Genomic DNA, 24,720 nt, shown 5'->3' with positions numbered 1-24,720 from the left:
TCACCTCCGTGTCCAGGGTAGGAGCGGAAACTCGTCCCGAGGACCCCGCGAACGGGTTAGAATTTCAAGCATGATCAGCGAATTCGGAGGCGCCGCGCCTCGGCGCCGGTGAGCCCTTCGGTCCGGGTCCGCACGCCACGAGAGCTGCGGAAGTCCCGGCGGAGCAAAGCACATTCCTGTTGGGGTCACCTGGTGGCCGCCCCGCTGTGGCCGTTGCACGGCGCGAATCTCGGCACGCTGCTGCGCACGTGTGACGCCGTCGGCGCGTGCCTCGCCGTGCCGCGGTTCCCGTGGGTGCCCGAAGCGTTGCGGAGGGGGAACACGTTGCGGCGGCCGGCCTGCGTGCACTGGGTGCACGACCCACCGGGCTGGCTGGCGCGTGAACGGGCGGCGGGCACGCGGGTGGTCGGCGTCGAACTGGCCGAGGAAGCGGTCCGGCTGGCCGACCTGCCCGCCGCCCGCGGCCGCACGATCGCCGTCCTCGGCCACGAGCAGACCGGGATCCCGCCGGAGGCGCTCGACCTGCTCGACAGCGTCGTCGAGATCCCGATGGTCGGCACCGGCGCCAGCCTGAACGTCGCCGTGGCGGGCAGCCTGGTGCTGTACAAGCTGGCGGGCCTGCTGTGAGCGGTCTCGAGTGGACGGTCGCGGAAAACGCCGCGTGGTGCGACCTGGTGTGCGGCGGGGAGTTCGGCCCGCGGGCGTGGACTTCGCCGTCCCGCACTCGGGAGTACTACCCGGACGCGGTGACGCTGACCCCGGACGCCACCGCCGCCGACGTCCTCCCGTTCGTCGACGGCTCCGCGGGGTGTTCGGTCAAGGACAGCTTCGCGAACCTGGACCTACCGGGGTTCTCGATCTTGTTCGAAGCGACCTGGATCGCGTGCGGGCCGGGCGTCCCCGAGCCGGGCTGGCGGCAGGTGGCCGGCCACGGCTTCCCGGTGGACGACTCGGTGGCGGTGCTGTCCGGGGGACCGGCGACGGTCGTCGCCCACCGCGGCGACGGCGTGGTCGGGCTGTCCAACTTCTCGGGACCGGCAGAGTCCTGGCCGGGCGCGGTGGCGGCGGTGGCTGCGGCGTTCCCCGGCGTCCCGGTGGTCGGCTACGAACACGGCGAAGACCTGCGGATCGCGCTGGACCACGGCGCCGAGCCGCTGGGCCCGCTGCGCGTCTGGGTGCGTTAGCCGGGAGTGGCCGCGGTCTTGGCGGCCTTCTTGAACGCGCGGACCTGGTTGAGGGTTTCGGCGCTCGTGACGTCGGCGATCGACCGGCGCGAGCCGCGGTCGCCGTACGCGCCGGCCGCCTCGCGCCAGCCCTTCGGCTGCACGCCGCGCTGCTTGCCAAGCAGGGCAAGGAAGATCTTGGCCTTCTGCTCGCCGAACCCCGGCAGGGCCTTCAGCCGCTTGAGGACTTCGGGACCGTTCGGCTTCGGGCGGCCGTCGAGCCAGATGCCCTCGGTGCGGCCGTCGTAGTTCTCGATGATGTGCTGGGCGAGCGCGTGGACGCGGCGGGCCATCGAACCGCCGTAGCGGTGGATGGCGGGCGGGACCACGCACAGCTCGACGAACTCCTCGAGATCGGTCGCGGCGATCTTCGCGAGGTCGAACCCGTCCATCCGGTCGGCGATCTTCCGCGGGCCGGCGAAGGCGTGCTCCATCGGGTACTGCTGGTCCAGGAGCATCCCGACGAGCAGGGCGAACGGGTCGTCGTTCAGCAGCTTGTCGGCTGCCGGGTCGCCGGTCAGGTGCAGTTCGCGCAGCATCCCGTCATTTTGACACAGCCGTGTTCTTGCAGGGTGCGCTCCGGCTTTCGCCGTCACCGGGCTTTCGCGTAACGGGACGGCGTCGTGCCCAGGTACCGCTTGAAGTGCCGCGTCAGGTGGGCCTGGTCGGTGAACCCCGCCGCGGCCGCGACCTGCGCCGCCGGGGTGCCGTCGAGCAGCAGGCGGCGGGCCCGGTCCACCCGGCGGCCGGTCAGGTAGCGGTGCGGCGGCAGGCCGAACCGCGCCCCGAAGCAGCGGACGAGGTACGCCGGGTGCGCGCCGAGCGTCTCGCCCGCTTCGGCGAGCGTCAGCGCGTCCGGCAGGCGCGCGTCCAGGAGATCCCGCAGGTCGTCGGCCAGGCCACGCTTCGGCTCGTGCGCCACCGGGCGGCCGAGGTGGGTGCGCAGCCGGTCGGCCACCAGCACCAGCCGGCTTTCGGCCTCGAACGCGTCACCCGGCTCGGCGAGGGACTCGTGGAGCTGGTGGATCCGGGTGCGCAGGAGCCCGTCGGCGAGGCTCGGGCGGTCGACCGCCGCGCCGATGAGGTCGTCGCCGAGCACCTGGGCGTCCAGGTAGAGCACGCGCTTGCGGAAGCCGTGGCTGGTCGCGGCCCGGCCGTCGTGGGCGACGTTCGGCGGCAGCAGCGTCACCGCCGGGCCGAGCGCGCCGTGGTGGTGGCGGTCGAGGTCGTAGCGGATGACGCCGTCGTCGACGATCAGCAGCGTCCACGTGTCGTGCGTGTGCAGCGGGTACGCGTGCGTGGTGAACCGGGCGTGGAAGACCTCGGCGATCCCCGGGACCGCCGGTCGCCACGCCTCCACCTGCGCCATGTCAAGAACGTACAAGACGCGGACGTCGCGCCCGGGCGATCGTGACCGGCATGAGTTCCTTCGACACGAAGATCGCCGTCCTGCTCCGCGACGACCTGGCGTCCTGGCAGCGGCTCAACGTCACGGCGTTCCTGGTCAGCGGCCTCGCCCACGTGACGCCGGAGCTGATGGGCGAGCCCTACGCCGACGCCGACGGCACGGAGTACCTGCCGATGTTCGGCCAGCCGGTCATGGTCTTTTCCGGCACCGCGGACGTGCTGACCGCGGCCCACGCCCGCGCGCTCGGCCGCGGCCTGAAGTTTTCGATCTTCACCGACGAGCTGTTCCACACGGGCAACGACGACGACAACCGTGCCGCGGTGCGCGCGGTGCCGGGGGAGAAGCTGGCGCTGGCCGGGATGGCCGTGCACGGGCCGAAGAACGCCGTCGACAAGATCCTCAAGGGCACTTCGCTGCACCGTTGAGTAGAACTGCTCTATCCCCCGGGTGAGTGACCCTGTCAGCATGATCGGCAGTGCCGCGAAGGGCGGCTCGAACAGGGGGAGGTTCCGTGAATTCAGTTCGTCGTGCGTGCGTGGTCCTGACGGCGGCGGCCGGGCTGGGCGTGGCGCTCGTCCCGGTCGCTTCGGCGGACCCGGTGCAGACGGTCGCCTACACGTCGGAAGCCGGTGCTTTTCCGCTGGAAGGCAGCGCCCAGTACGCGGCGCCGGCCGACGAGATCGCCGTCTGGGAGTACAACGGCGTGCTGAAGATCGACGTCCAGTCGGGGCTGAAGGACCTGCGCGTCGAGCTGAGTGCACCGGCGGGGGAGACCCTGCACACCGGCACGTACACCGGCGCGCGGTTCCGCGGCCAGGGTGACCCGGCGCTGTCCACACCGGGCGTCTTCGTGGTCAGCGGCAGCTTCGGGTGCACCGACGCCTACGCCGACTTCACGATCGACCGCCTCGACGCCTCGGGCGTGGACCTGACGTTCGTCCAGCGCTGCGGCGCCCCGGATGCCCCGGCCACCCGCGGCGAGGTCCACTTCACCCGCTGACCCTCACGGGGCCGTGGCGTGCACCAGGAAGACACTGCGGACCCGCTCGCCGTCGTCGACGGTGAAGGTCCGCGCCGAAGCGTCCACGAAGCCCGCCGACCAGGCCAGTAGCGCGGCCCCGGCCTCGTCGTGCGGGAACTCCAGGTCGCCCGGCACCAGCTCCGCGAACGGTCCCGAGGGCTTGAACCGCGCTCCGGACACCACCGAAAAGGCCAGCCGCCCGCCCGGACGCAGCACGCGCCGCCAGTCCGGGAAGGCGGCGGCGCCCAGGAAGTGCAGCGAGGACGCGCACAGCACGATGTCGGCCGAGTGGTCCTCGGCCGGCATCGGCACCGCGGGCGCGACCTGCCAGGTGATCCGCCGTTCGGGGTCGAGGTCCGCCTTGGCCTCGGCCCGCGCCAGCATCTCCGGCGACAGGTCGACAGCCAGCACGCGGGCCGGCTTCAGCCGCAATGCCGCGTACGCCGCGAAGCCGGTTCCCGTGGCGACGTCGAGGACGAGCTCCGGGCCGTCGGGCAGGGGCTCGACCAGCGCTTCGGCCACGCGGGCGTGGAAGGTGTCTTCGTCGTAGTGCTCGGCGGTGCCGTCGAAGACGGCGGCCCTCACGTCGTGGTCCACGGACCCAACCTAACCGGCGCCACCAGTGGTTTTCAGCGGCCGACGGCCCGCGAAGCCGAGGTCGGCGCGGTGGTACCAGCCCAGGTCGCGGTCGCCTTCGAGCCAGCACAGCAGCACGTCGGTGCCGTCCAGCTCGGCGGGGAAGTCGACCAGCAGCGGCGCGAACCCCTTGAGCTCGGCGCCGGTGCGCTGGACCGTCATCATCAGGTCGTCGAGGCGGGCCTGCGCGGCCTTCCACTCGGGCAGTCCGCCCAGCTCGGTGGCCCGGCCGCCCGGCCGCAGCGACGCCGCGAGCTCGGCCGCATCGGCGCGGACGCGCACGAGTTCGTCGAGGACCGGCCGCAGGCGCGTCAGTTCGTCGCGGGCCTCGGCCACGGTGAACAGTCCCATCGCCCGATGATGCCACCGGCGCGCGTCAGGCCTCGCGGCGCCGCCGGACGAGCGCGTTGGCCAGCCCGCTGCCGACCAGCAGGAAGCCCACGCCGAGCAGGCCGCCGATGAAGAGGAAGTCCATGACGCCGTAGGCGATGTCGCTCTTCGGCATGAGGTTGACCAGCCGGAACCCCCATTCGGGCACGGCCATCGCGGCGACGCCGGGCAGCACGCCGTAGATGAGCCCGCCGAGGATCGGGCCGGTCGCCGACAGCGCGCCGAGGGCGGCGATGATCAGCAGGAGGATGGCGCCGCCGGCGAGCAGCGCGATGCCCAGCGGGTCGCGGTTGGTGCTCAGCGTGGCTTGGATCAGCTGCTGCTGGCGCAGGCCGCCCCAGCTCAGCAGGCCCAGCGCGACCGGTGTCAGCACGAGGCCGCCGAGCGCGCTGACGACGTGCGCGGCGCCCCGGCGGGGCCGCTCTTCGAGCACGTCGGCGTCGCCGGCGTCCTGGTAGTCGTTCTCGTAGTCGTCGTCGTAGTCGGCGTACCGATGGGTCGACATGCCCGTCACCTCCCGCATGATGGGTTCACGGGTGGCATCGTGCCCCGGTTCATCCCGGAAAGCGACGGTTGCTCGGCGAGCGGTCGGATCGGCTCGTGCCCGGTGATCCGCGCCACAAACCGCGGGTGGAGACTTGATGCCGACCACTACTGGAACCATCAAGCTCCGTCAAGCAGTACGCTTGTACCGCTACCGGCGAGACTGAGAAGAAGAACGCGAAGATCCGCGGAAGGAGCACCGCTGCTCATGGCCAAGATCAAGGTCCAGGGCACCGTCGTCGAACTCGACGGCGATGAGATGACCCGCATCATCTGGCAGTTCATCAAGGACAAGCTGATCCACCCGTACCTGGACGTGAACCTGGACTACTACGACCTGGGTATCGAGGAGCGGGACCGCACCGACGACCAGGTCACCATCGACTCCGCGAACGCCATCAAGAAGCACGGCGTCGGCGTCAAGTGCGCCACGATCACCCCGGACGAGGCGCGGGTCGAGGAGTTCGGCCTCAAGAAGATGTGGCTGTCGCCCAACGGCACCATCCGCAACATCCTCGGCGGTGTCATCTTCCGCGAGCCGATCGTCATCCAGAACATCCCGCGCCTGGTGCCGACGTGGACGAAGCCGATCATCATCGGCCGCCACGCCCACGGCGACCAGTACAAGGCAACCAACTTCAAGGTCCCCGGCCCCGGCACGCTGACCATCAGCTTCACCCCGGAGGACGGGTCGGAGCCGATGGAGTTCCAGGTCGCGAAGTTCCCCGAGGGCGGCGGCGTCGCGATGGGGATGTACAACTACCGCAAGTCGATCGAGGACTTCGCGCGCGCGTCGCTGCAGTACGGCCTCGACCGCGGCCTGCCGGTGTACATGTCGACCAAGAACACCATCCTCAAGGCCTACGACGGCCAGTTCAAGGACGTGTTCCAGGAGATCTTCGACGCCGAGTTCAAGGCCGACTTCGACGCCAAGGGCATCTCCTACGAGCACCGCCTGATCGACGACATGGTCGCCGCGGCCATGAAGTGGGAGGGCGGCTACGTCTGGGCGTGCAAGAACTACGACGGTGACGTCCAGTCCGACACGGTCGCGCAGGGCTTCGGCTCGCTCGGCCTGATGACGTCGGTGCTGCGCACGCCGGACGGCCGGACCGTCGAGGCCGAGGCCGCGCACGGCACGGTCACCCGGCACTACCGCCAGCACCAGCAGGGCAAGCCGACGTCGACGAACCCGATCGCGTCGATCTACGCCTGGACCCGCGGCCTCGAGCACCGCGGCAAGCTGGACGGCAACCAGGAGCTGATCGGCTTCGCGAACACGCTGGAGCAGGTCGTCGTCGAGACCGTCGAGAGCGGCCAGATGACGAAGGACCTCGCGCTGCTGATCAGCAAGGACCAGCCGTGGCAGACGACCGAGGAGTTCCTCGCGACGCTGGACGACAACCTGGCGAAGAAGATCGCCCAGGGCTGAGTCTCTGTTCGACGGCCCCCTTCCCGGTTCGCCTACCGGGGAGGGGGCTTTCGCATGATCACGCTTGGTGACCCCCGCTGGCGCCTCCGGGTGGTTGCGACGTCCGGCGCTGCCGCCCGGGTAAAGGATTGCCTACCCTTGGCGTGGGGACGGCTCGCGGGTTGGAGGAAGGCATGTCGAAGAAGACTCTGCTCATCTTGGGCGCGCTCGCTCTGGTCGTCATCGTCTACGCCATGAACACGGAGAAGCAGGCATCGGGCGCCTCGGCAACGGGCTGCAAGGTCACCGTGACGGCAGACGTCCTGAACGCCCGCGAGGCGGCGGACGGCAAGGCGAAGATCGTCGGCAAGTACCTGCGCGACGCCCAGTTCGACGCCCTGCCGGGCGTACAGAACGGCTTCCGCAAGGTGGCCGACGACAAGTGGGTGGCGGCGGAGTTCACCCAGCCGGTGGCCGGGTCGGCCTGCTGAGGATTTGTGTTTCTCGCCTTTCGAGGCCGGCTTCGGCGTGCCCGCGATCCGGTTTTTGTCGGTGGTGGGTGGTAGAAGTGATCAGGTCGAAAACCGCAGGTGGCGGCGGTGGAGCCGTCGGAAAGGAGGGAACCGTCCGGGGACGGGCGACAACTGAATGGCGTGATCGCCGGCCGGACCGGAGGTGTCCGTGAGGTCTCCAGGGGGAGTCTCGCGGGCCCGGACGGGAGCCTGGGGCGCAGTGTTCGGACGGGTTTGAGCGTCGGCGTTCGATCGGCGGTGGGCTGTGGGGACGGCCCTGACTGCCGGGTTGCGTGGTCCGCTTGGGTCGGCGAACGCTGGGGCCGAGCCGAGCCGAGCCGAGCCGAGCCGAGCCGAGCCGAACGCGGGCCCAGCCGAGCCCAGCCCAGCCCAGCCCAGCCCAGCCGGGCGCGAGCCGAGCCGAACGTGGGCCGAGCCGAGCCAAGCCGAGCCAAGCCGGACCGAACGCGGGCCGAGCCGAGCCGAGTGCTCAACCCCGGGCGTCAGAGCTCGATCGTCAGGTCCTCGTCCGCGACCAGCACCTCGCCACCGAACCGGCCGCGCGCCTCCTCGGCCGCCGCCTGGCGGTCTGTGCCGGGCCAGAAGTGCGTCAGTAGCAACCGGGCCGCGCCTGCCTTGGCTGCCCAGTGGCCCGCCTCTGCCGCCGTCATCAGGTAGCGGGGCTCCGGCTGCTCGGTGCGGAGGGTGGCGTCGCAGATGAACAGGTCCGCGTCGCGACCCAGGTCGGCCAGTGCCGGCGACGGGCCCGTGTCGCCCGTGTACGCCACCGTCAACCCGGGGGCCGTCAAGCGCACGCCGAAGTTCGGCTGGTGGTGCGGTAGCAGGTGCGGCGTCATGCGGAACGGTCCGATGTCCGCCGGCTCGGCCAGGTCGTGCACCTCGAACAGCGTCTCCGGGTGCGGCCGGGGCTCCATCGCCTCGAGCCGGCGGACGGTGCCCGGCGTGCAGTGCAGCGGCAGCCGGGCCGTCGGCTCGCCGGCCTGGACCGTGTAGTGCCACGCCCTGCCCAATGCGCTCACGTCCGCGCAGTGGTCCGGGTGCTCGTGCGTCACGATCACCGCGTCGGGCAGCCCGTCGCCGCAGTGCGTGAACAGTCGCGGCGCGGCGCCGTACCCGAGGTCCAGCACGACGCGAAAACCGTTGTGCTCCAACAGGAATCCGGCGCAGGCGCGGCCGGGCTCCGGCCACGCCCCGCAACTGCCCAGCACCGTCAGCCTGCTCGCCGCGCCACCCATGCCCGGCAGTCTCGCAGAGCGGCCACGGCAGGTAGCGTTCACGGCGTGCTGACCGTCTCCACCGTGAACGTCAACGGCCTCCGCGCCGCCGCCAAAAAGGGCTTCGTCGAGTGGCTCGCCGCCACGAAGGCCGACGTCGTCGCCTGTCAGGAGGTGCGGGCCGAAGCCAGTCAGCTGCCCGCCGAGGTCGTCGAGCCCGACGGGTGGTTCTCGGTGCACGCGCCGTCGGCGGCCAAGGGGCGCAACGGCGTCGCCGTGTACAGCCGCGTCGAGCCCGAAGAGGTGCGCATCGGCTTCGGCGAGCCGGAGTTCGAGGACAGCGGGCGCTACCTCGAGGTGCACCTGCCGAACGTCGTCGTCGCGAGCCTCTACCTGCCCAGCGGGGACGTCGGCACCGAACGCCAGGACGAAAAGGAACGCTTCATGGCCGCGTTCCTGCCCTACCTCGTCGAGCTGCGGGCGAAGGCCGCCGCGGCCGGGCGGGAGGCCGTCGTCGTCGGGGACTGGAACATCGCCTACGACACCGTCGACCTCAAGAACTGGCGCGGCAACCGCAAGAACTCCGGCTTCCTGCCCGAGGAACGCGCCTGGCTCGGCCGCGTCTACACCGAGGCGGGCTACACCGACGTCCAGCGCCGGCTCGACCCGGACGGCCCCGGCCCGTACACCTGGTGGTCCTACCGCGGCCAGGCCTTCGACAACGACTCCGGCTGGCGCATCGACTGCCAGCTCGCGACCCCCGGCCTCGCCGAGAAGGTCGTCGAGGTCGTGGTCGAGCGGGCCGCCGCCTACGACCAGCGCTGGTCCGACCACGCGCCGGTCACCGCGACCTACGACATCGACTTCCCGAGCGCCACTATCCGGTGAACGGCCTCCCGAACAGGAGGACGCCCGGCGAGCACTGCGGAGGACGGGTGACCACGGAGGCCACGCTCTACTTCAAGTAGTACTTCTTCGGCCGAATGTCACCCCTTCGAGTAACCAGAGTGAACCCTGGGGGTGCCCCGACCGTCTTACTGGATGAGCGCTACTCTCGCTCCCGAGTTGATCAGAACCGGCAGGTCTTGACACGCTCGGTAGTTTTTTGACCAGTAGCACGCAACGTCTCACTCGGATGGGTGAGCGTTACTCGCGGGAGGCACTCCGGTGCGCAACCCAGGTCGAACCCTGTTGCGGTCCACCCTGCGCGGTTCCCGCGCGGCCGTGGTGGTCGCGCTCGTCCCGGCCGGCCTGCTCCTGGCCGGCGGCGGCAGCGCGTTCGCCGCCGTCATCACGACCGCGCAGTCCGGCACCAACGCGGAGACGTTCGGCGTGCTCGGCCCCGTCGGGCTGGTCGCCGTCGCGCTGGGCATCGTCGGCATGACGCTGGGCGTGCTGCGCCAGCGCCGCAAGACCCGGGCCGCCGCGGCGCTCGCCGACGCCACCCCGATCGTCGCGGACGGGCCGGTCACCGCGATGGCCGAAGCCGTGCTCGCCGAACCCGACGTCACGCCGACGAGCCCGTTCCTCACGCCGCGCCCGAACGCCTGAGGGCCCTCCGCGCCCGCCGGTCGTCCCGGCCTGGAAGAATCCTGACGTGTCCGAAGAACAGACCGTCGCAGAGCGCCGCCCGCGGGTCCTGTCCGGGATCCAGCCCACCGCCGACTCGTTCCACCTCGGCAACTACCTCGGCGCGCTGCGCCAGTGGGTGAAGCTGCAGGACACGCACGAGACGTTCTACAGCGTGGTCGACCTGCACGCGATCACGGTCGAGCAGGACCCCAAGGTGCTGCGGCAGCGCACTCGCGTCTCGGCCGCGCAGCTGCTGGCCATCGGGATCGACCCGCAGCGCAGCGCCCTGTTCGTCCAGAGCCACGTGCCGGAGCACGCCCAGCTGAGCTGGGTGCTGGAGTGCCAGACCGGCTTCGGCGAGGCCGGCCGGATGACGCAGTTCAAAGACAAGTCGGCGAAGCAGGGCTCCGACCGTTCGAGCGTCGGCCTCTTCACGTATCCGATCCTCCAAGCGGCCGACATCCTGCTCTACCAGGCCGACGCCGTCCCGGTCGGCGAGGACCAGCGCCAGCACCTGGAGCTGACGCGCGACCTCGCGCAGCGCTTCAACAACCGGCTGGGCAAGACGTTCGTGGTGCCGGAGCCGTACATCATCAAGGACACGGCGAAGATCTACGACCTGCAGGAACCGACGGCCAAGATGAGCAAGTCGGCGGCCAACGTCAACGGGCTCATCGAGCTGCTCGAGGATCCGAAGCGCTCGGCGAAGAAGATCCGCTCGGCGGTCACCGACACCGGACGCGAGGTCAGGTTCGACGCGGAGAACAAGGCGGGCGTGTCGAACCTGCTGACGATCTATTCGGCGCTGACCGGGCGCGCGATCACCGACCTCGAAGCCGCGTACGAAGGCAAGGGCTACGGCGACCTGAAGAAGGACCTCGGCGAGGTCTTCGTCGAGTGGGTGACGCCGATCCAGGAGCGCGTGAAGTCCTATTTGGACGATGTCGCGGAGCTGGACAAGGTCCTGGCCGTGGGTGCCGAACGCGCGCGCGAAGTGGCGTCGAAGACCCTGTCGAAGACGTACCAGCGGATCGGGTTCCTGCCGCCGGTGCGGTGAAGCTGATCCTGCTCAACGGCCCGCCGGGCAGCGGCAAGTCGACGCTCGCCCGGCGCTACGCCGACGCCCACCCGCCGGCACTGGCCCTGGACATCGACCACATCCGCGCCATGCTCGGCGGCTGGCGTTCGTCCCCGGCCGAGGCCGGACGGCTGGCCCGCGACATCGCACTGGCGGCGGCGCGCACGCACTTGACCGCGGGCCACGACGTGGTGGTGCCGCAGCTGCTGGCCCGGCCGGGGTTTCCGGAACGGCTGGAAGCACTGGCGAGCGAACGCGGAGCGAGCTTCCACGAGGTCGTGCTGCTGCCGGGGCGCGAGGTGGTCCGGCGCCGCTTCGCCGCTCGCGGCTCGTCGGGGATCGAGACGGTGGCACCGCTGACCGAGCCGGAGCTGAACCGCGCCTACGACGAGGTGGCCGCGTTCGCCGCGAGCCGCCGAGCACGTGTCCTCACCGCGGCGGACGCCTACCCCGCCCTGCTGGCCTTCCTCACGTGAGCCGCTCGCGAACGGTTGCCCGGCCGTTCCGCCGGGCTTCCGGCAAGTCGGCCGCGGACGCACCGCTCAGTGGTCCGCTCGTGCGTGGTGTGGGGCCGGCAGCCATCGGGCCGCTGATTGCGGGCCGGCTCCCGGCTGACCGTCGAGACCGGACGCCCAGCCCGGCCGCGATCGCCCGCAGCGAGATCCCGGGCTGTCGGAGGCGGTCAGTGATCCTGATCCGCTCGTCCAAACTCAAGAACGCGAGGACACCTCAGCCGGGGCACGATCTCGATCCAGTCTGGACACGAGGCAACCCCTGAACACTCAGGTGTTGCCACCACCCCCGGAACCGCAGATCGCTCCCGCCCTCCCTGGGGGGCGTGCCCAAGTCCAGTCTATCGGCCCCCACCGACGAACCCGGTTTTCGCGGCCCGAAACGAACCTCCTGTCCACAACCGGCCGAGGCTGTGGACAGAGCCGAGCCCGTGGACAGAACAGGGCGAACCTCCCTCACGTGAGCCGCTCGCGTTGCGGGGTTCACCGTGCGTGGTTAGCGTTTCACGGTGGCGACTGAAGAGAAGGAAAAGCTGCTGCCGCGGTTGCGGTGGAAGTACCCGTGGCTCGATCACCTCATCCGGGCCAACGACGCCTTCACCGAGCGGTACGGCAACCACTACGCCGCCGCCATCACCTACTTCAGCGTGCTCTCCGTCTTTCCGCTGTTCATGGTCGCCTTCGCCGTTGTCGGGCTGGTCGTCAACCACGACCAGACGATCATCGCGAAGATCACCGACGGCATCAACAACTCCGTGCCCGACGGGCTGAAGGACCTCGTCAACGGCATCGTCAAGGGCGCGCTCGACTCCGGCGGCGGGATCGGGATCTTCGGTCTCCTCATCGCCCTCTACTCCGGCATCGGCTGGATGTCGAACCTGCGGGACGCCCTCACCGCGCAGTGGGGCCAGGAAAAACAACCGCAGCCGATCGTCAAGCAGACGCTCAAGGACCTCGTCGCGCTGATCGGGCTCGGTGTTGCCCTCGTCGTCTCCTTCGCGCTGACCGCCGTCGGGGGTGGGATCGGGCAGTTCCTGCTCGAACTCGTCGGGCTCGAACACGCCACCTGGGCCATCGTGCTGCTGCGCGGGGCCACCATCGTGCTCGGGCTCGCCGCGAACACCCTCGTCTTCGTCTGGGTCATCGCCCGCCTGCCGCGGGAACGCGTCGCGCTGCGCAGTGCCGTCAAGGGCGCCGTCGTCGCCGCCGTCGGGTTCGTCATCCTGCAGCAGGTCGGGTCGATCTACCTGGCCAGCGTGACGAAGTCGCCGTCGGCCGCGCTGTTCGGGCCCGTCATCGGGTTGCTCGTCTTCGCGAACCTCGTCTCGCGGTTCCTGCTGCTCATCACGGCGTGGACCGCCACCGCCAAGGAGAACGAACGCACGGTCATCGCGCCGCCACCTCCGGTGCGGCTCGAGCAGAACGTCACCGTGCAGCGCGGACCCGGCCTCGGTGCCGTCGCCGGGGCCTTCAGCGCCGGCGCGCTGCTTGCGTGGCTCGGCGGACGGCGGAAGTCTTGACCTGGTAAAGGAGGGTCTTGTGCTGCTGGACGCCGCTCGCGAGTGTGCCGAGCTCGCCAGGACCCTCGCGCCCGTCACCGAACGGCAGCGCGCCCTCCCCGCCGAACTGGTCGCGAAGCTGACCGACGCCCAGCTGTTCCGCACCGGCGTCCCCGGCCACCTCGGCGGCCCCGAAGCGCCGCCCGCCGTCAGCCTCGAAACCGCCGAGACGATCGCGCGCGGGGACGCCTCCGCCGGGTGGTGCGTCTCGATCGCCGTCACCAGCAGCCTGCTCTCGGCCTACGCCCCGCGGAAGTGCGCCGAGGAGGTCTTCGGCGACCCGCGCACCGTCGCCGCCGGGGTCTGGGCGCCGCGCGGCACCGGGCGGAAGGCCGACGGCGGGTACGTCGTGAGCGGCCGGTGGGCGTTCTGCAGCGGCATTCCGCACGCCGGCTGGCTGTTCGCCGGGTTCGTGCACGAGAACGCGCTGTGCATCGCCGCGTTGCCGAAGGCCGACCTCGAGGTGCTCGACACCTGGCACACGACCGGCCTGCGCGGCACCGGCAGCCACGACTGCGTGGCCGACGAACTGTTCGTCCCGGACCACCGCGTCTTCTCGGTCATGGCCGGGCCGCCGCCGGAAGCCGTTGCGCTGCACCGGTTTCCGCTCTTCGGGTTCTTCGCGCTCTCGGTCGCCGCCGCCGCGCTGGGCAACGCGCGCGGCGCGATCGACGACCTCGTCGAACTCGCCGGGACGCGCCGGCCGCTCGGCTCCAGCCGGTCGCTGGCCGAACGGTCGGCGACCCAGGCCGCCGTCGCGGAAGCCGAGGCGGCCCTGCGTGCGGCGCGACTGCTCTTCTACACCAGCATCGACGACGCCTGGCAGGCCGCGCAGGGCACCGAACCGGTCCCGGACGCGCTCAGGCTCGGCCTCCGGCTGGCCGCGACGCACGTGACGCGCACGGCCGCGAAAGTCGCCGAAAGCATGTACGAACTCGGTGGCGGCGCGGCGATCTACGAGACGTCGCCGCTGCAACGCCGCTTCCGCGACGCCCACACCGCGACCGCCCACTTCCAGGTCAACCCGGCCAGCTACGAGCTGTCCGGCAAGCTCCTGCTCGGCGTCCCGGCCCGGACGGACCAGCTGTGACAGTTAACCCGCGGCCTTCTTGCGCTGGTGCCCGACCACGAACCCGCCGACGATGATCAGGAATACCACCAGCGTGATGATCCAGCCGGTGACGCCGAACGGGTCCTCCTTCGCCGCCGACGCGGCCGAGGACGTCCCGCTGTTGCCCGTGTCGCCTTCGGCGAGCACCGACGAATCGGCCGGCGTCGCGGCCGGCGCCTGGTAGGTGATCCGGCCGACCGGCACGGCCCGGTCGGCCTCCAGCGCGAAGCCGTAGTCGAGCAGCTTCGCCGCCTGGTCGACCACCTTCGTCGGCTTCTGCTCGGCGCGCAGCATGACGACCGCGAGCCGCTTGCCCTTGCGCTGCGCCGCGCCGACGTAGGTGTGGCGGGCGTCGTCGGTGAACCCGGTCTTGCCGCCGAGGAAGCCGGGGTAGACGCCGAGCAGCTTGTTGTCGTTGTAGATCGGGATGGCCGGCTTGCCGCCGGCCGGCGGGAACACGAAGTTCTTCGTCGCGACGACCTTCGCGAACTCCGGCTGCTTCATCGCGTAGTGGAAGATCAGGCTGAGGTCGTAGGCCGAGGTCGACATGCCCGGCCCGTCCAGGCCCGACGGGGTCGCGGCCCGCGTGTCGAGCGCGCCGATCTTCGCGGCCAGCGCGTTCATCTTCGCCACCGTGGCGTCGACCCCGCCGAGCGCGGTCGCGAACGCGTGCGCGACGTCGTTGCCCGAGTGCATCAGCAGGCCGTGCAGCAGCTGGTCGACCGTGTACTGGCCGCCGGCGACGAGGCCGACGCAGGTGCACTCCTGCTCCGCGTCCTCCTTCGTCGCGACGATCGGCTGCAGCGGGTCCAGCTGGGTGACGACGACCAGCGCGAGCAGCGTCTTGATGAGCGACGCGGGCCGCTGCCGGGCGTGCGGGTCCTTCGCCGCGATGACCGCGCCCGTGTCGAGGTCCTGCACCAGCCACGACGCCGCGGTGTTGCCGTCCGGCGGGTTGAGCGCGCCGTCCGGGGTGATCAGGCCGCACTCGGCCATCCGGTCGCCGCCTGCCGGGACCGCGGGCACGGCCAGCGGCGGCGGGGCCTGCTTGCCCGGCGCCGGCTTCTCCGACGTGTCGACCGGCGGCGGGGGCGCCTGGCGGTTCGCGCACTGGCCCTGCTGCGGTGCCGCGGCGGCCAGCGCCGGGGTGCTCAGGGCCAGGAGGGCGGCGGCGAGCGTCGTCGTGAAGACCTTGAGCGACCGGGAGACAACGGAGTGCACCCACGCAATCTAGCGCCGCGACCGCCGCCGCATACTGGGGCATGCGCATTTCACGCGGCACCTCGCTGTTCCTGCTGGCCTTCGGTGTGTGGTCGTGGATCATCTGGATCACCTTCGCCAAGAACCTCTGGGACAGCGACCGCGCCTGGGCACCCGACGGCTCGCCCACCGCGTACTTCGTGGTGCACGCGGTGCTGACCGTCGTTTCGTTCGTGCTCGGCACGATCATCGGCGTGCTCGGCTGGCGCGGGGTCCGCGCGGGTTCGCGCGTCTCCTCCTGACTTTGGTCGGTGGCGCGGTCTCCGGGGCCGGTTTAGGTTGGCGCCACCGAACCTGGAGGTGGAATGTCCCGTTTACGTCGAATGGCGGCCCCGCTCGTGCTGGCCGTCGGAGGCGGCCTGTTCGCGGCGGCCCCGGCCGCGGAGGCCGCACCGGCCGCCTGCGACACGACGAGCACGCCGTACACCTACGTCGTGACGTACCAGCCGGGCACCCGCGAGTCGGCCGTCGACCGGGAACTGGCGGCCAAGTGCGGCACGAAGGTCGCCTACTACGCCGAAATCGGCGTCGCGATCGCGAGCTCGCGCACCGCGGACTTCCAGCAGAAGATCGGCGTCTACCGGGCCTATTCGGGCGCGAAGGACGTGGCTTCCCAAGGCGGCGCGGCCGCCGCCCGCTCGCGGGGCGCGGTGCGGACGCTGGAGGACACGCGGTCCGTGGCCGCCGCCGGTGACCTCGCCGCGCAGCAGTGGGACATGAAGGCCATCCACGCGCCCGAAGCGAACAAGATCTACCAGGGCAGCCGCGCGGTGACCGTCGGCGTGCTCGACTCGGGCATCGAGGCGACGCACCCGGCGCTGCGCACCGCCGTCGACGCGCGCTCGTCCGCCGGCTGCGTGACGGGCGCGCCGGACCTCTCCCCGGCGTCCTGGGCCCCGACGACGTCGGACCACGGCACGCACGTGGCGGGCACGATCGCGGGCAAGGACCCGGCGGCGGGCTTCACCGGCGTCGCGCCGGGCGTGCGGCTGGCCTCGGTGAAGGTCATCAACGACGAGGGCTACATCTTCCCGGAGTCGGCGGTGTGCGGCTTCGTCTGGGCGGCCCGGCACGGGTTCGCGGTGACGAACAACAGCTACTACATCGACCCGGGCCTGTTCTACTGCCCGAAGCAGCCGGGTGACGCGGCGGCGTTCGAAGCGGTCCGCCGCGCGATCGACTTCTCGACCCGGCGCGGCGTGCTCAACGTGGCGGCGGCGGGCAACGACAGCCTGGACCTGACGAACCAGACGACCGACAAGAACCGCCCGCACCCGGTGGACTCGTCGTGCGCCATCCTCCCGGGGATGGCCGACGGCGTGGTGACGGTGTCGTCGGTGGGCTACGCGGGTACGAAGTCGGGCTTCAGCAACTACGGCAGGATCGACGTCACGGCCCCGGGCGGCGACTTCGGCCAGACGCCTCCGGAGGGCGCCGGCCCGGCGTGCCCGCTGTCGACCGTCGTCGGCGGCCAGTACGGCGAGAAGTGCGGCACGTCGATGGCCGCCCCGCACGCGGCGGGCGTGGCGGCGCTGATCGCGTCCCGGCACCGGGGGATCGCGCCGCGGCTGCTGGCCCAGCTGCTGGAGAGCGAAGCCGACGTGGTGAAGTGCGCGGCCACCGAGCCGGCGTGCACGGGCCCGGCGAAGAACAACACGTTCTACGGCCACGGCCTGGTCGACGCCCTGGACGCCGTGCGCTGACCGCGGTGACCGGCCTCCTTCCCCCTGGGGGAGGAGGCCGGTGATCACCCCCTGTCATCACTGAATCGGGGTGGTGGCAGAAGAAGACTTCACCTGGCCGCCGGTGTAACCTGACCGGACCAACGCCCCGAACAATGAGCCACAATTTCGGCTCGGGAACGGATTTCCATGTCAGGCGGCTCCGAGACGGGCGGCAACTGATCCCGCGATCAGGTCGGCCCATCGCCCGGAGCGCTGCTGGCTCCGGGCTTTCTCATTTCAGCTCTGCGAATAGTCGGCGATGAATCCCATCCGGGTGTCCAGCTCGGGTGTCTCCGCCGAGAACTCCACCACGATGTCCGGGCCGAGCCGGTGCCGTTGCAGGTTCTGCGCGCCCTGGTTGCGCACCTTGAACGCGGCGGGCGACCGGACGTTCCGGAAGACCACCCGGTGCTCGAACTTGCCGATCTCCTTGTTGAACAGCACGTCGAACTCCTCCGGGCCGGTGCCGTTCATCAGGTCGGCCGAATAGCCCGGCCAGTCCCACTCGACGGTGATCAGGTCACCGGCCTGGACCACCGTGCCCAGGTGGATGTAGATGTCCAGCTTCGGCTTCCCGGCCCGGGTGAACGTCCACACCGACGTGGCGTTGGCGCGGGTCCGCTCGTCGGCGTTGTCCTCGCCGGCGTGGTAGGCGCGGCACCGGACCTTGCGCCGGTCGCGGTTGGTCAGCCGCGTGGTGCCGTAGTAGACGAGGTTGACCGAGACGTACCTGAGCGTTCCGTTGGACGCGGCGTCGAGCACCAGGTCGCGGCGGCAGTGCGCGTCGCCGTTTTCCTCGATGACGACTTCCTGCCGCCATTCCCGCACCGACAGCGGTGAACTGGAATGCATGTGGTTCGCGTAGGTGTGCAGGAGCTGTTCGATGTGGTCGAGCTTGCCGCGAAGGCGTTGGGTGCCGGCGTAGGAAAGCGCGCTCACCAGCACGAACAGGGCGGCGGCCAGGGTCGCGAAGGTGACGCGCAACCAGGTCAGGCCGAGGACCTGGCCGAGCAGGCCGACCGTGCCGAGTGAGGCGAGCGCCCCGGCGAGGGACCGGAAATAGCCGTAGCGGAAGACGTGTTCTTCGAGTTCTGCGACGAGGGGTGTCAGTCTGCGGGCGACAATGCGGCGGAGCTCCGAACCAGCACCCATACGCTCGCATCCTGTAGTCCGTGTCGACCCTTCAGGCTAGCCGAGCGCCCACACCGTTGCCCAGGACAAAAGAATGGCGAAAGGCCCTCCGGCAGGAGTCGCCGGAGGGCCTTCCGATGTTGCGGAAAACTCAAACGCGCTTGAACAGCAGGGCGCGCTTCACTTCCTGGATCGCCTTGGTCACCTGGATCCCGCGCGGGCAGGCGTCCGTGCAGTTGAACGTCGTGCGGCAGCGCCAGACGCCTTCGCCGTCGTTCAGGATGTCCAGGCGCTCCTCCGCCCCCTCGTCGCGGGAGTCGAAGATGAAGCGGTGGGCGTTGACGATCGCCGCCGGGCCGAAGTACGAGCCGTCGTTCCAGTACACCGGGCAGGACGACGTGCAGCAGGCGCAGAGGATGCACTTCGTCGTGTCGTCGAAGCGGTCGCGGTCGGCCTGGGACTGGATGCGCTCGCGCGTCGGCTCGTTGCCGTAGGTGATCAGGTACGGCTTGATCGCGCGGTACGCCTCGAAGAACGGGTCCATGTCGACGTAGAGGTCCTTCAACGTCGTCAGGCCCTTGATCGGGGCGATCGTGATCGTGGTCTTCTTGCCGTTCTTCTCCAGCAGGTCCTTCATCAGGACCTTGCAGGCGAGCCGGTTGATGCCGTTGATCTGCATCGCGTCGGACCCGCAGACGCCGTGGGCGCACGAGCGGCGGAACGAGAACGTGCCGTCGATGTAGTCCTTGACGTAGAACAGCAGGTTCAGCAGCCGGTCGGTGCGCTGCGCCGGGACGTCGTAGGACTCCCAGTGCGGCTCGGTGTCGACCTCCGGGTTGAACCGCAGGATCTTCAGCGTGACCGTGATCGGCGTGTGCTCGTCGGACGCGGAAGACGCAGGAGCTTCAGCAACACTAGTCATCAGTACTTCCGCTCCATCGGCTCGTAGCGGGTGAAGGTGACCGGCTTGTAGTCCAGCCGGATGTCGGACGACAGCCCCGTGCCCTGCTTGTAGGCCATGGTGTGCCGCATGAAGTTCGTGTCGTCGCGGTTCGGGTAGTCCTCGCGGGCGTGGCCGCCGCGGGACTCCTTGCGCGCCAGCGCGCCCACGACCAGGACCTCGGCCAGTTCCAGCAGGAAGCCCAGCTCGACGGCCTCGAGCAGGTCGGTGTTGTACCGCTTGCCCTTGTCCGCCACGGTGATCCGCTGGTACCGCTCCTTCAGCGCCTGGACGTCGGTCAGCGCCTGCTTCAGCGTGTCCTCGGTCCGGTACACCGAAGCGTGCGAGTCCATCGTCTGCTGCATTTCCTTGCGGATGTCGGCGACGCGCTCGTCGCCGTGCTCCGACAGCAGGCCCGACAGCTGCTCCTCGACCAGCTTGGTCGGGTTCTCCGGCAGCTCGACGTGCTCGTGCGCCAGCGCGTACTCCGCGGCGGCGATGCCGGCGCGGCGGCCGAACACGTTGATGTCCAGCAGCGAGTTCGTGCCGAGCCGGTTCGAACCGTGCACGGACACGCACGCGACCTCGCCCGCGGCGTACAGGCCCGGGATGACGTTCTCGTTGTCCCGCAACGCTTCGCCGTGCACGTTGGTCGGGATCCCGCCCATCACGTAGTGGCAGGTCGGGAACACCGGCACCGGCTCCTTCACCGGGTCGACGCCCAGGTAGGTGCGCGAGAACTCGGTGATGTCCGGCAGCTTGGTCTCGAGGACCTCGACCGGCAGGTGCGTGACGTCGAGGACGACGTAGTCCTTGTTCGGGCCGCAACCCCGGCCCTGCAGCACTTCCTGCACCATCGAGCGCGCCACGATGTCGCGCGGCGCGAGGTCCTTGATGGTCGGGGCGTAGCGCTCCATGAACCGCTCGCCGGAGGCGTTGCGCAGGATCCCGCCCTCGCCGCGGACGGCTTCCGAGATCAGGATCCCCAGGCCCGCGAGGCCGGTCGGGTGGAACTGGAAGAACTCCATGTCCTCCAGCGGCAGGCCCTTGCGGAAGATGATGCCGAGGCCGTCACCGGTGAGGGTGTGCGCGTTCGACGTCGTCTTGAAGATCTTGCCCGCGCCGCCGGTGGCGAACACGATGGACTTCGCCTGGAACACGTGCAGCTCGCCGGTGGCCAGCTCGTAGGCGACGACACCCGAGGCGATCGGGTTGCCGTTGTCGTCCTCGGACAGGACCAGGTCGAGCACGTAGAACTCGTTGAAGAACTCCGTGCCGTGCTTGACGCAGTTCTGGTACAGCGTCTGCAGGATCATGTGGCCGGTGCGGTCCGCGGCGTAGCAGGCGCGGCGCACCGCGGCCTTGCCGTGGTCACGCGTGTGGCCGCCGAACCGCCGCTGGTCGATCTTGCCCTCGGGCGTGCGGTTGAACGGCAGGCCCATCTTCTCCAGGTCGAGCACCGCGTCGATGGCCTCCTTGGCCATGATCTCCGCGGCGTCCTGGTCGACGAGGTAGTCGCCGCCCTTGACCGTGTCGAAGGTGTGCCACTCCCAGTTGTCCTCTTCGACGTTCGCCAGCGCGGCGCACATGCCGCCCTGGGCCGCGCCGGTGTGGGACCGGGTCGGGTAGAGCTTGGTGAGGACCGCGGTGCGGGCGCGCTGGCCGGACTCGATGGCCGCGCGCATGCCGGCGCCGCCGGCGCCGACGATCACCACGTCGTACTTGTGGAACTGCATGGTGGGAGCTCTCCGGGCTTCAGTTCGCGGGCATGTTCGGGTCGAAGGTGAAGATCACCATCGTGCCGACGGCCAGGATCAGCACCATCGAGACGTAGAGCAGGATCTTCAGCCAGAACCGCGTGCTGTCCTTGCGGGCGTAGTCGTCGATGATCGTGCGCAGCCCGTTGCCGCCGTGGATCTCGGCGAGCCACAGCATCGACAGGTCCCAGAACTGCCAGAACGGCGAGGCCCAGCGGCCGGCGACGAAGCCCCAGTTGATCCGGTGCACACCGCCGTCGAGGATGTTCATGATCAGCAGGTGGCCGAGCACCAGGATGACCAGCGCGAGGCCGGAGATCCGCATGAACAGCCAGCTGTAGAGCTCGAAGTTGCTCCGGCGCGCGGCGGGCCGCTTCGGCGCGCGGGGGTTGGCGAGCGCGAGGTCGGCCATGTCAGTTACCCCCGAAGAGCATTTCGGCGGTGCGCTTCAGCATGAAGAACGCACCGGGGACCATCACCACGACCCAGACCACGCCGATCACCCACGTCATGGCCTTCTGCAGCTGCGGGCCCTTCGACCAGAAGTCGACCAGCATGACCCGGATGCCGTTGAGCGCGTGGAACAGCACCGCGCCGACCAGGCCGACCTCCAGGAGGTTGACGATCGGCGTCTTGTAGGTCTCGATGACCTGGTCGTAGGTGTTCGGCGACACGCGCACCAGCGCGGTGTCGAGCACGTGCACGAACAGGAAGAAGAATGTGAGCACGCCGGTGATGCGGTGCAGGACCCAGGACCACATGCCGGGGTCACCCCGGTAGAAGGTCCCCTGCCGGCGTGAGGCACCCGCCCGATCGCTCGCCGCCGCCTCTGGGGCGGTGCTCGCCGTGGTGGACATCGGTGAACGGCCTCCAACGTCTGACTGTGCGCCCGGTGGCCGGTGAGGTCCGCTGTCGCCGCGGGAACGGCGGCTATGCCGAGATCAACGTCATCGAGCCTGGATGAATCGGATGCTAGACCCGCCCCCGGAATGCGGCTCACCTCCGGGTTCCCCTCTGTGATGGACCAGACACCGGTACTCGCGCCCCGCCACCCGGCGGTGTGGTGCAGCGCACTCGGCGGTGCCGCCCTGGCGCGTGTCCCACTGACCGGTCATCTGACCTCTGAAAGATCTGATATCTGATGCGCTACGCCGAAAGGCTGGTGGTTCCCGGCTGTCATTGACCGATAGCGACGTCGTCCCTAGCGTCGCTCGGGCAAACATCGGATCTCTCACGATGGGGTGACGTTCTGGTGCGACGACTCGGCTTGGTGATCGCCATCGCGGCCCTGCTGCCCGTGGTGTCGGTCACGCCCGCGCAGGCACTGCCCGACGGCCTGGCGCTGACACCTCCGATGGGCTTCAACAACTGGAACACCACCGGCTGCGCCGTCGACGAGCAGCTGATCCGCGACACCGCCGACATCTTCGTCGACAAAGGACTCAAGGCGGCCGGCTACGAGTACGTCAACGTCGACGACTGCTGGGCCGAGCCGCAGCGGGACGCCGACGGGCGCCTGCAGGCCAACAAGGCCCGGTTCCCGAGCGGCATCAAGGCGCTCGCCGACTACGTCCACGCGAAGGGGCTCAAGTTCGGCATCTACACCAGCGCGGGCACGCTGACCTGCGCGAAGACCATGCCCGGCGCGCTCGACCACGAAGACGTCGACGCGCAGGCGTTCGCCGACTGGGGTGTCGACTACCTCAAGTACGACAACTGCAACAACCAGGGACGGCCCGCCCTCGAGCGCTACACGAAGATGCGCGACGCCCTGAAGAAGACCGGTCGCCCGATCGTGTACTCGCTGTGCGAGTGGGGCGAGAACAAGCCGTGGACGTGGGGCGCCGACGTCGGGCACCTCTGGCGCACCACCGGCGACATCAAGGACAACTGGGCGAAGGTGGTCCAGATCCTCAAGGCGAACGCGCCGCTGGCGCCGTACGCCGGGCCGGGGCGCTGGAACGACCCCGACATGCTCGAGGTCGGCAACGGCGGGATGACGACCGAGGAGTACCGCTCGCACTTCTCGCTGTGGGCGATGATGGCCGCCCCGCTGCTCATCGGCGCCGACCTGCGCAAGGTGTCGCCGGCGAACTTCGACGTCCTGCGCAACACCGAGGTCATCGCCCTCGACCAGGACCGCCGCGGCGTCCAGGCCCGCGTGCTGTCCAACCAGGACGGACACTGGGTGTTCGCGAAGCCCCTGGACAACGGGGACGTGGCGATCGCGCTGTTCAACGAGACGACGTCGAGCGCGACGATCGGCACCACCGCGGCCGCCGCCGGGCTGCCTCGCGCCGCGGGCTACACCGCGCGAGACCTCTGGGCGCACCGCGACCTCCAGACGGCGGGCCGGATCTCCGCGGTCGTCCCGCCGCACGCGACGGTCGTCTACCGCGTCCACGCGGGCGGCCAGTGGTGGCGGAACGCGCCGCTGGTGAGCAGCGGCGTCGAGGTCGTCCCGTCGGTGCCGGGTGTCCCGGGTGAGATCACGCCCGCCGGGCAGCCCTTCGAGGTGACGGTGTCCGCGACCGACGAGGCCCGTGTCCCGGTGTTCGACCCGCGGGTGACGCTCACCGCGCCCGCGGGCTGGCGCGTCGAGCAGGTGGCGCGGCCGCGGAAGGTCGTGCTCGGCACCGGCGAGACCGCGGCCGGGCGCTGGCGGGTGACGCCGCCCGCCGGGACCGAAGGGACGACGGCGGCGCTCCGCGGCGGCGTCACCTACCGCGCGCTCGGGTTCGGGCCGGTCACCTGGTCCGGTGAACAGCAGCTGACCGTGCCCGCGGCGCCGCCCGCGACGTCGGCGTTCGCCAGCGACCTGCGCTGGGCGGCCGAGAAGAACGGTTACGGCCCGATCGAGCGGGACATGTCCAACGGCAGCGTCCCGGCCGGCGACGGCAAGCCGCTGACCATCAACGGCGTCGTTTACCCGAAGGGCCTGGGTGCGCACGCGCCGAGCGAGGCCGTCTTCCACGTCGGCGGCCGCTGCACGGCGTTCACCGCGGACGTCGGCGTCGACGACGAGCGCGAGGCGACGAACAAGCAGGGCTCGGTGACGTTCGAGGTCTACGCGGACGGCGTCCGGGTGGCGGCGACCGGCGTGCGCACGTGGCAGGACCCGGCGGTGCCGCTCGCCGCGGACCTCCACGGCGCGAAGTACCTGCGGCTGGTCGTCACCGACGGCGGCGACGGCAACTCCTACGACCGCGCCGACTGGGCCGCCGCCCGGCTCACCTGCGGCTGATTCCTGCTGCGGCGCGACCTCCCGCGCTCGCGGACTCGGGCCCCGGTGTCGCGGAAGCCGTGCGGGCTCGCGGGGGCCGCCGCTCCGCCGCGGCGACCGGGCCGCCGCTCGGCCGCAATGATCGGGCGGCCGCTCGGCCGCAATGATCGGGCCGCCGCTCGGCCGACCTGCGGCGGCGGCCCCGGCCCGGTCCGCCGTGGTGCCCGGGCGAGCCGAAGCCCCGCCGCAGAAGCCGCAGGCGCCTCCGCCGCGGTGGTCGGCGAGCGACCCGCCACGGAGGCTGCAGGCGCCTCCGCCGCGGGGGAGACCCCGCCGCCCGGCTCACCTGCGGCTGATTCCTCGTCATCTCACAGAGTGACCGGGCTGGCCCATCCTTCGGTCAGCCCGGCACACTGAGTGACACGAACCGGCATTTTCACCGTCCCCAAGCGAAACAACCCGCCGAAAGTAGCC

Annotated in this window: 27 protein-coding genes; 15 read left to right on the top strand and 12 right to left on the bottom strand. The window is 70.4% G+C overall.

Going from position 1 to position 24,720, the window contains the following annotated elements; all coding sequences use genetic code 11:
* The first annotated feature begins 192 nt into the window (after nt 1-192).
* Together BLW76_RS04580 and BLW76_RS04575 are read left to right on the top strand one after the other, a co-directional pair.
* Nucleotides 193-627 carry a TrmH family RNA methyltransferase gene (locus BLW76_RS04580; RefSeq protein WP_091304590.1) on the top strand — a complete coding sequence of 145 codons (435 nt, stop codon included), beginning with the start codon at nt 193-195 and terminating at the stop codon, nt 625-627.
* On the top strand, nt 624-1,184 hold the full coding sequence (locus BLW76_RS04575) for a hypothetical protein (protein WP_091304589.1): 561 nt from the start codon (nt 624-626) through the stop codon (nt 1,182-1,184). The genes BLW76_RS04580 and BLW76_RS04575 overlap by 4 nt, the downstream gene beginning before the upstream one ends.
* On the opposite strand, the gene BLW76_RS04570 is transcribed toward BLW76_RS04575, so the two are convergent.
* Nucleotides 1,181-1,762: an HhH-GPD-type base excision DNA repair protein gene (locus BLW76_RS04570; RefSeq protein WP_091304588.1), complete on the bottom strand. Its 582-nt coding sequence runs from the start codon at nt 1,760-1,762 to the stop codon at nt 1,181-1,183. The two genes, BLW76_RS04575 and BLW76_RS04570, sit on opposite strands and share 4 nt — an antisense overlap.
* Before the next feature lie 53 nt (nt 1,763-1,815).
* Nucleotides 1,816-2,592, bottom strand: a complete 777-nt coding sequence (locus BLW76_RS04565) for a helix-turn-helix transcriptional regulator (RefSeq protein WP_091304587.1) — start codon at nt 2,590-2,592, stop codon at nt 1,816-1,818.
* A 50-nt stretch (nt 2,593-2,642) separates the two neighbouring features.
* On the opposite strand from BLW76_RS04565, the gene BLW76_RS04560 reads away from it, so the two are divergent.
* Both BLW76_RS04560 and BLW76_RS04555 read left to right on the top strand, forming a co-directional pair.
* Nucleotides 2,643-3,056, top strand: coding sequence for a DUF2000 domain-containing protein (locus tag BLW76_RS04560; protein ID WP_091304758.1), 414 nt, complete (start codon nt 2,643-2,645; stop codon nt 3,054-3,056).
* An 86-nt stretch (nt 3,057-3,142) separates the two neighbouring features.
* Nucleotides 3,143-3,631 (top strand): hypothetical protein, encoded by a 489-nt coding sequence (locus BLW76_RS04555; RefSeq protein ID WP_244170039.1) that lies wholly within the window; start codon nt 3,143-3,145, stop codon nt 3,629-3,631.
* 3 nt (nt 3,632-3,634) lie between these two features.
* Here the strand turns inward: BLW76_RS04555 and BLW76_RS04550 are convergent, their stop codons facing one another.
* The 3 genes from BLW76_RS04550 to BLW76_RS04540 are packed head-to-tail and all read right to left on the bottom strand — an operon-like array spanning nt 3,635 to nt 5,183.
* Nucleotides 3,635-4,249 carry a class I SAM-dependent methyltransferase gene (locus BLW76_RS04550; RefSeq protein ID WP_091304585.1) on the bottom strand — a complete coding sequence of 205 codons (615 nt, stop codon included), beginning with the start codon at nt 4,247-4,249 and terminating at the stop codon, nt 3,635-3,637.
* A gap of 9 nt (nt 4,250-4,258) precedes the next feature.
* Nucleotides 4,259-4,639: a DUF2203 domain-containing protein gene (locus tag BLW76_RS04545; RefSeq protein ID WP_091304584.1), complete on the bottom strand. Its 381-nt coding sequence runs from the start codon at nt 4,637-4,639 to the stop codon at nt 4,259-4,261.
* Nucleotides 4,640-4,664: 25 nt separating this feature from the next.
* Nucleotides 4,665-5,183 (bottom strand): hypothetical protein, encoded by a 519-nt coding sequence (locus BLW76_RS04540; RefSeq protein ID WP_091304757.1) that lies wholly within the window; start codon nt 5,181-5,183, stop codon nt 4,665-4,667.
* A gap of 246 nt (nt 5,184-5,429) precedes the next feature.
* On the opposite strand from BLW76_RS04540, the gene BLW76_RS04535 reads away from it, so the two are divergent.
* Complete coding sequence (locus BLW76_RS04535) at nt 5,430-6,653, top strand: NADP-dependent isocitrate dehydrogenase (RefSeq protein WP_091304583.1); 1,224 nt, start codon at nt 5,430-5,432, stop codon at nt 6,651-6,653.
* A 173-nt stretch (nt 6,654-6,826) separates the two neighbouring features.
* Complete coding sequence (locus BLW76_RS04530) at nt 6,827-7,123, top strand: SH3 domain-containing protein (RefSeq protein ID WP_091304582.1); 297 nt, start codon at nt 6,827-6,829, stop codon at nt 7,121-7,123.
* 524 nt (nt 7,124-7,647) lie between these two features.
* Here BLW76_RS04530 and BLW76_RS04520 read toward each other — a convergent pair.
* Entirely contained in the window at nt 7,648-8,400 is a 753-nt protein-coding gene (locus BLW76_RS04520; protein WP_091304580.1) for an MBL fold metallo-hydrolase, read from the bottom strand.
* 45 nt (nt 8,401-8,445) lie between these two features.
* Here BLW76_RS04520 and BLW76_RS04515 point away from each other — a divergent pair, with 45 nt between their 5' ends.
* From BLW76_RS04515 to BLW76_RS04490, 6 genes are all read left to right on the top strand, one after another.
* Nucleotides 8,446-9,267, top strand: a complete 822-nt coding sequence (locus tag BLW76_RS04515; RefSeq protein ID WP_091304579.1) for an exodeoxyribonuclease III — start codon at nt 8,446-8,448, stop codon at nt 9,265-9,267.
* A 303-nt stretch (nt 9,268-9,570) separates the two neighbouring features.
* A complete protein-coding gene (locus BLW76_RS04510; RefSeq protein ID WP_208613205.1) occupies nt 9,571-9,930 on the top strand; it encodes a hypothetical protein in 360 nt (119 codons plus the stop codon).
* A gap of 46 nt (nt 9,931-9,976) precedes the next feature.
* A complete protein-coding gene (gene trpS / locus BLW76_RS04505) occupies nt 9,977-11,008 on the top strand; it encodes a tryptophan--tRNA ligase (protein ID WP_091304577.1) in 1,032 nt (343 codons plus the stop codon).
* A complete protein-coding gene (locus tag BLW76_RS04500) occupies nt 11,005-11,505 on the top strand; it encodes an ATP-binding protein (protein ID WP_091304576.1) in 501 nt (166 codons plus the stop codon). Before trpS ends, BLW76_RS04500 begins: the two co-directional genes overlap by 4 nt.
* A gap of 545 nt (nt 11,506-12,050) precedes the next feature.
* Nucleotides 12,051-13,061, top strand: a complete 1,011-nt coding sequence (yhjD, locus tag BLW76_RS04495) for an inner membrane protein YhjD (RefSeq protein WP_091304575.1) — start codon at nt 12,051-12,053, stop codon at nt 13,059-13,061.
* 19 nt (nt 13,062-13,080) lie between these two features.
* Nucleotides 13,081-14,190, top strand: coding sequence for an acyl-CoA dehydrogenase family protein (locus BLW76_RS04490; RefSeq protein ID WP_091304574.1), 1,110 nt, complete (start codon nt 13,081-13,083; stop codon nt 14,188-14,190).
* 3 nt (nt 14,191-14,193) lie between these two features.
* On the opposite strand, the gene BLW76_RS04485 is transcribed toward BLW76_RS04490, so the two are convergent.
* A complete protein-coding gene (locus BLW76_RS04485; RefSeq protein ID WP_091304573.1) occupies nt 14,194-15,432 on the bottom strand; it encodes a D-alanyl-D-alanine carboxypeptidase family protein in 1,239 nt (412 codons plus the stop codon).
* Nucleotides 15,433-15,473: 41 nt separating this feature from the next.
* Here BLW76_RS04485 and BLW76_RS04480 point away from each other — a divergent pair, with 41 nt between their 5' ends.
* On the top strand, nt 15,474-15,713 hold the full coding sequence (locus BLW76_RS04480; protein ID WP_091304572.1) for an SCO4848 family membrane protein: 240 nt from the start codon (nt 15,474-15,476) through the stop codon (nt 15,711-15,713).
* A gap of 63 nt (nt 15,714-15,776) precedes the next feature.
* On the top strand, nt 15,777-17,174 hold the full coding sequence (locus BLW76_RS04475) for a S8 family peptidase (protein WP_167384465.1): 1,398 nt from the start codon (nt 15,777-15,779) through the stop codon (nt 17,172-17,174).
* 258 nt (nt 17,175-17,432) lie between these two features.
* Here the strand turns inward: BLW76_RS04475 and BLW76_RS04470 are convergent, their stop codons facing one another.
* From BLW76_RS04470 to sdhC, 5 genes are all read right to left on the bottom strand, one after another.
* The gene (locus BLW76_RS04470) at nt 17,433-18,347 is read right to left on the bottom strand and encodes a hypothetical protein (RefSeq protein ID WP_091304570.1); all 915 of its coding nucleotides are present in this window, start codon (nt 18,345-18,347) and stop codon (nt 17,433-17,435) included.
* Between the two features lie 130 nt (nt 18,348-18,477).
* Nucleotides 18,478-19,248: a succinate dehydrogenase iron-sulfur subunit gene (locus tag BLW76_RS04465; RefSeq protein ID WP_091304569.1), complete on the bottom strand. Its 771-nt coding sequence runs from the start codon at nt 19,246-19,248 to the stop codon at nt 18,478-18,480.
* A complete protein-coding gene (gene sdhA, locus BLW76_RS04460) occupies nt 19,248-21,002 on the bottom strand; it encodes a succinate dehydrogenase flavoprotein subunit (RefSeq protein WP_091304568.1) in 1,755 nt (584 codons plus the stop codon). Before sdhA ends, BLW76_RS04465 begins: the two co-directional genes overlap by 1 nt.
* Before the next feature lie 19 nt (nt 21,003-21,021).
* A complete protein-coding gene (locus tag BLW76_RS04455) occupies nt 21,022-21,435 on the bottom strand; it encodes a succinate dehydrogenase hydrophobic membrane anchor subunit (protein ID WP_091304567.1) in 414 nt (137 codons plus the stop codon).
* Nucleotide 21,436: 1 nt separating this feature from the next.
* Entirely contained in the window at nt 21,437-21,880 is a 444-nt protein-coding gene (gene sdhC / locus BLW76_RS04450) for a succinate dehydrogenase, cytochrome b556 subunit (protein ID WP_091304566.1), read from the bottom strand.
* A 395-nt stretch (nt 21,881-22,275) separates the two neighbouring features.
* On the opposite strand from sdhC, the gene BLW76_RS04445 reads away from it, so the two are divergent.
* Nucleotides 22,276-24,267 (top strand): NPCBM/NEW2 domain-containing protein, encoded by a 1,992-nt coding sequence (locus BLW76_RS04445; protein ID WP_091304565.1) that lies wholly within the window; start codon nt 22,276-22,278, stop codon nt 24,265-24,267.
* The last annotated feature ends 453 nt before the right edge of the window (nt 24,268-24,720 follow it).

This window comes from Amycolatopsis tolypomycina (genome assembly GCF_900105945.1).
GTDB lineage: Bacteria > Actinomycetota > Actinomycetes > Mycobacteriales > Pseudonocardiaceae > Amycolatopsis > Amycolatopsis tolypomycina.
The sequence above is the reverse complement of the archived record's forward strand: the minus strand, read 5'-3'. Positions and strand labels throughout refer to the sequence as shown.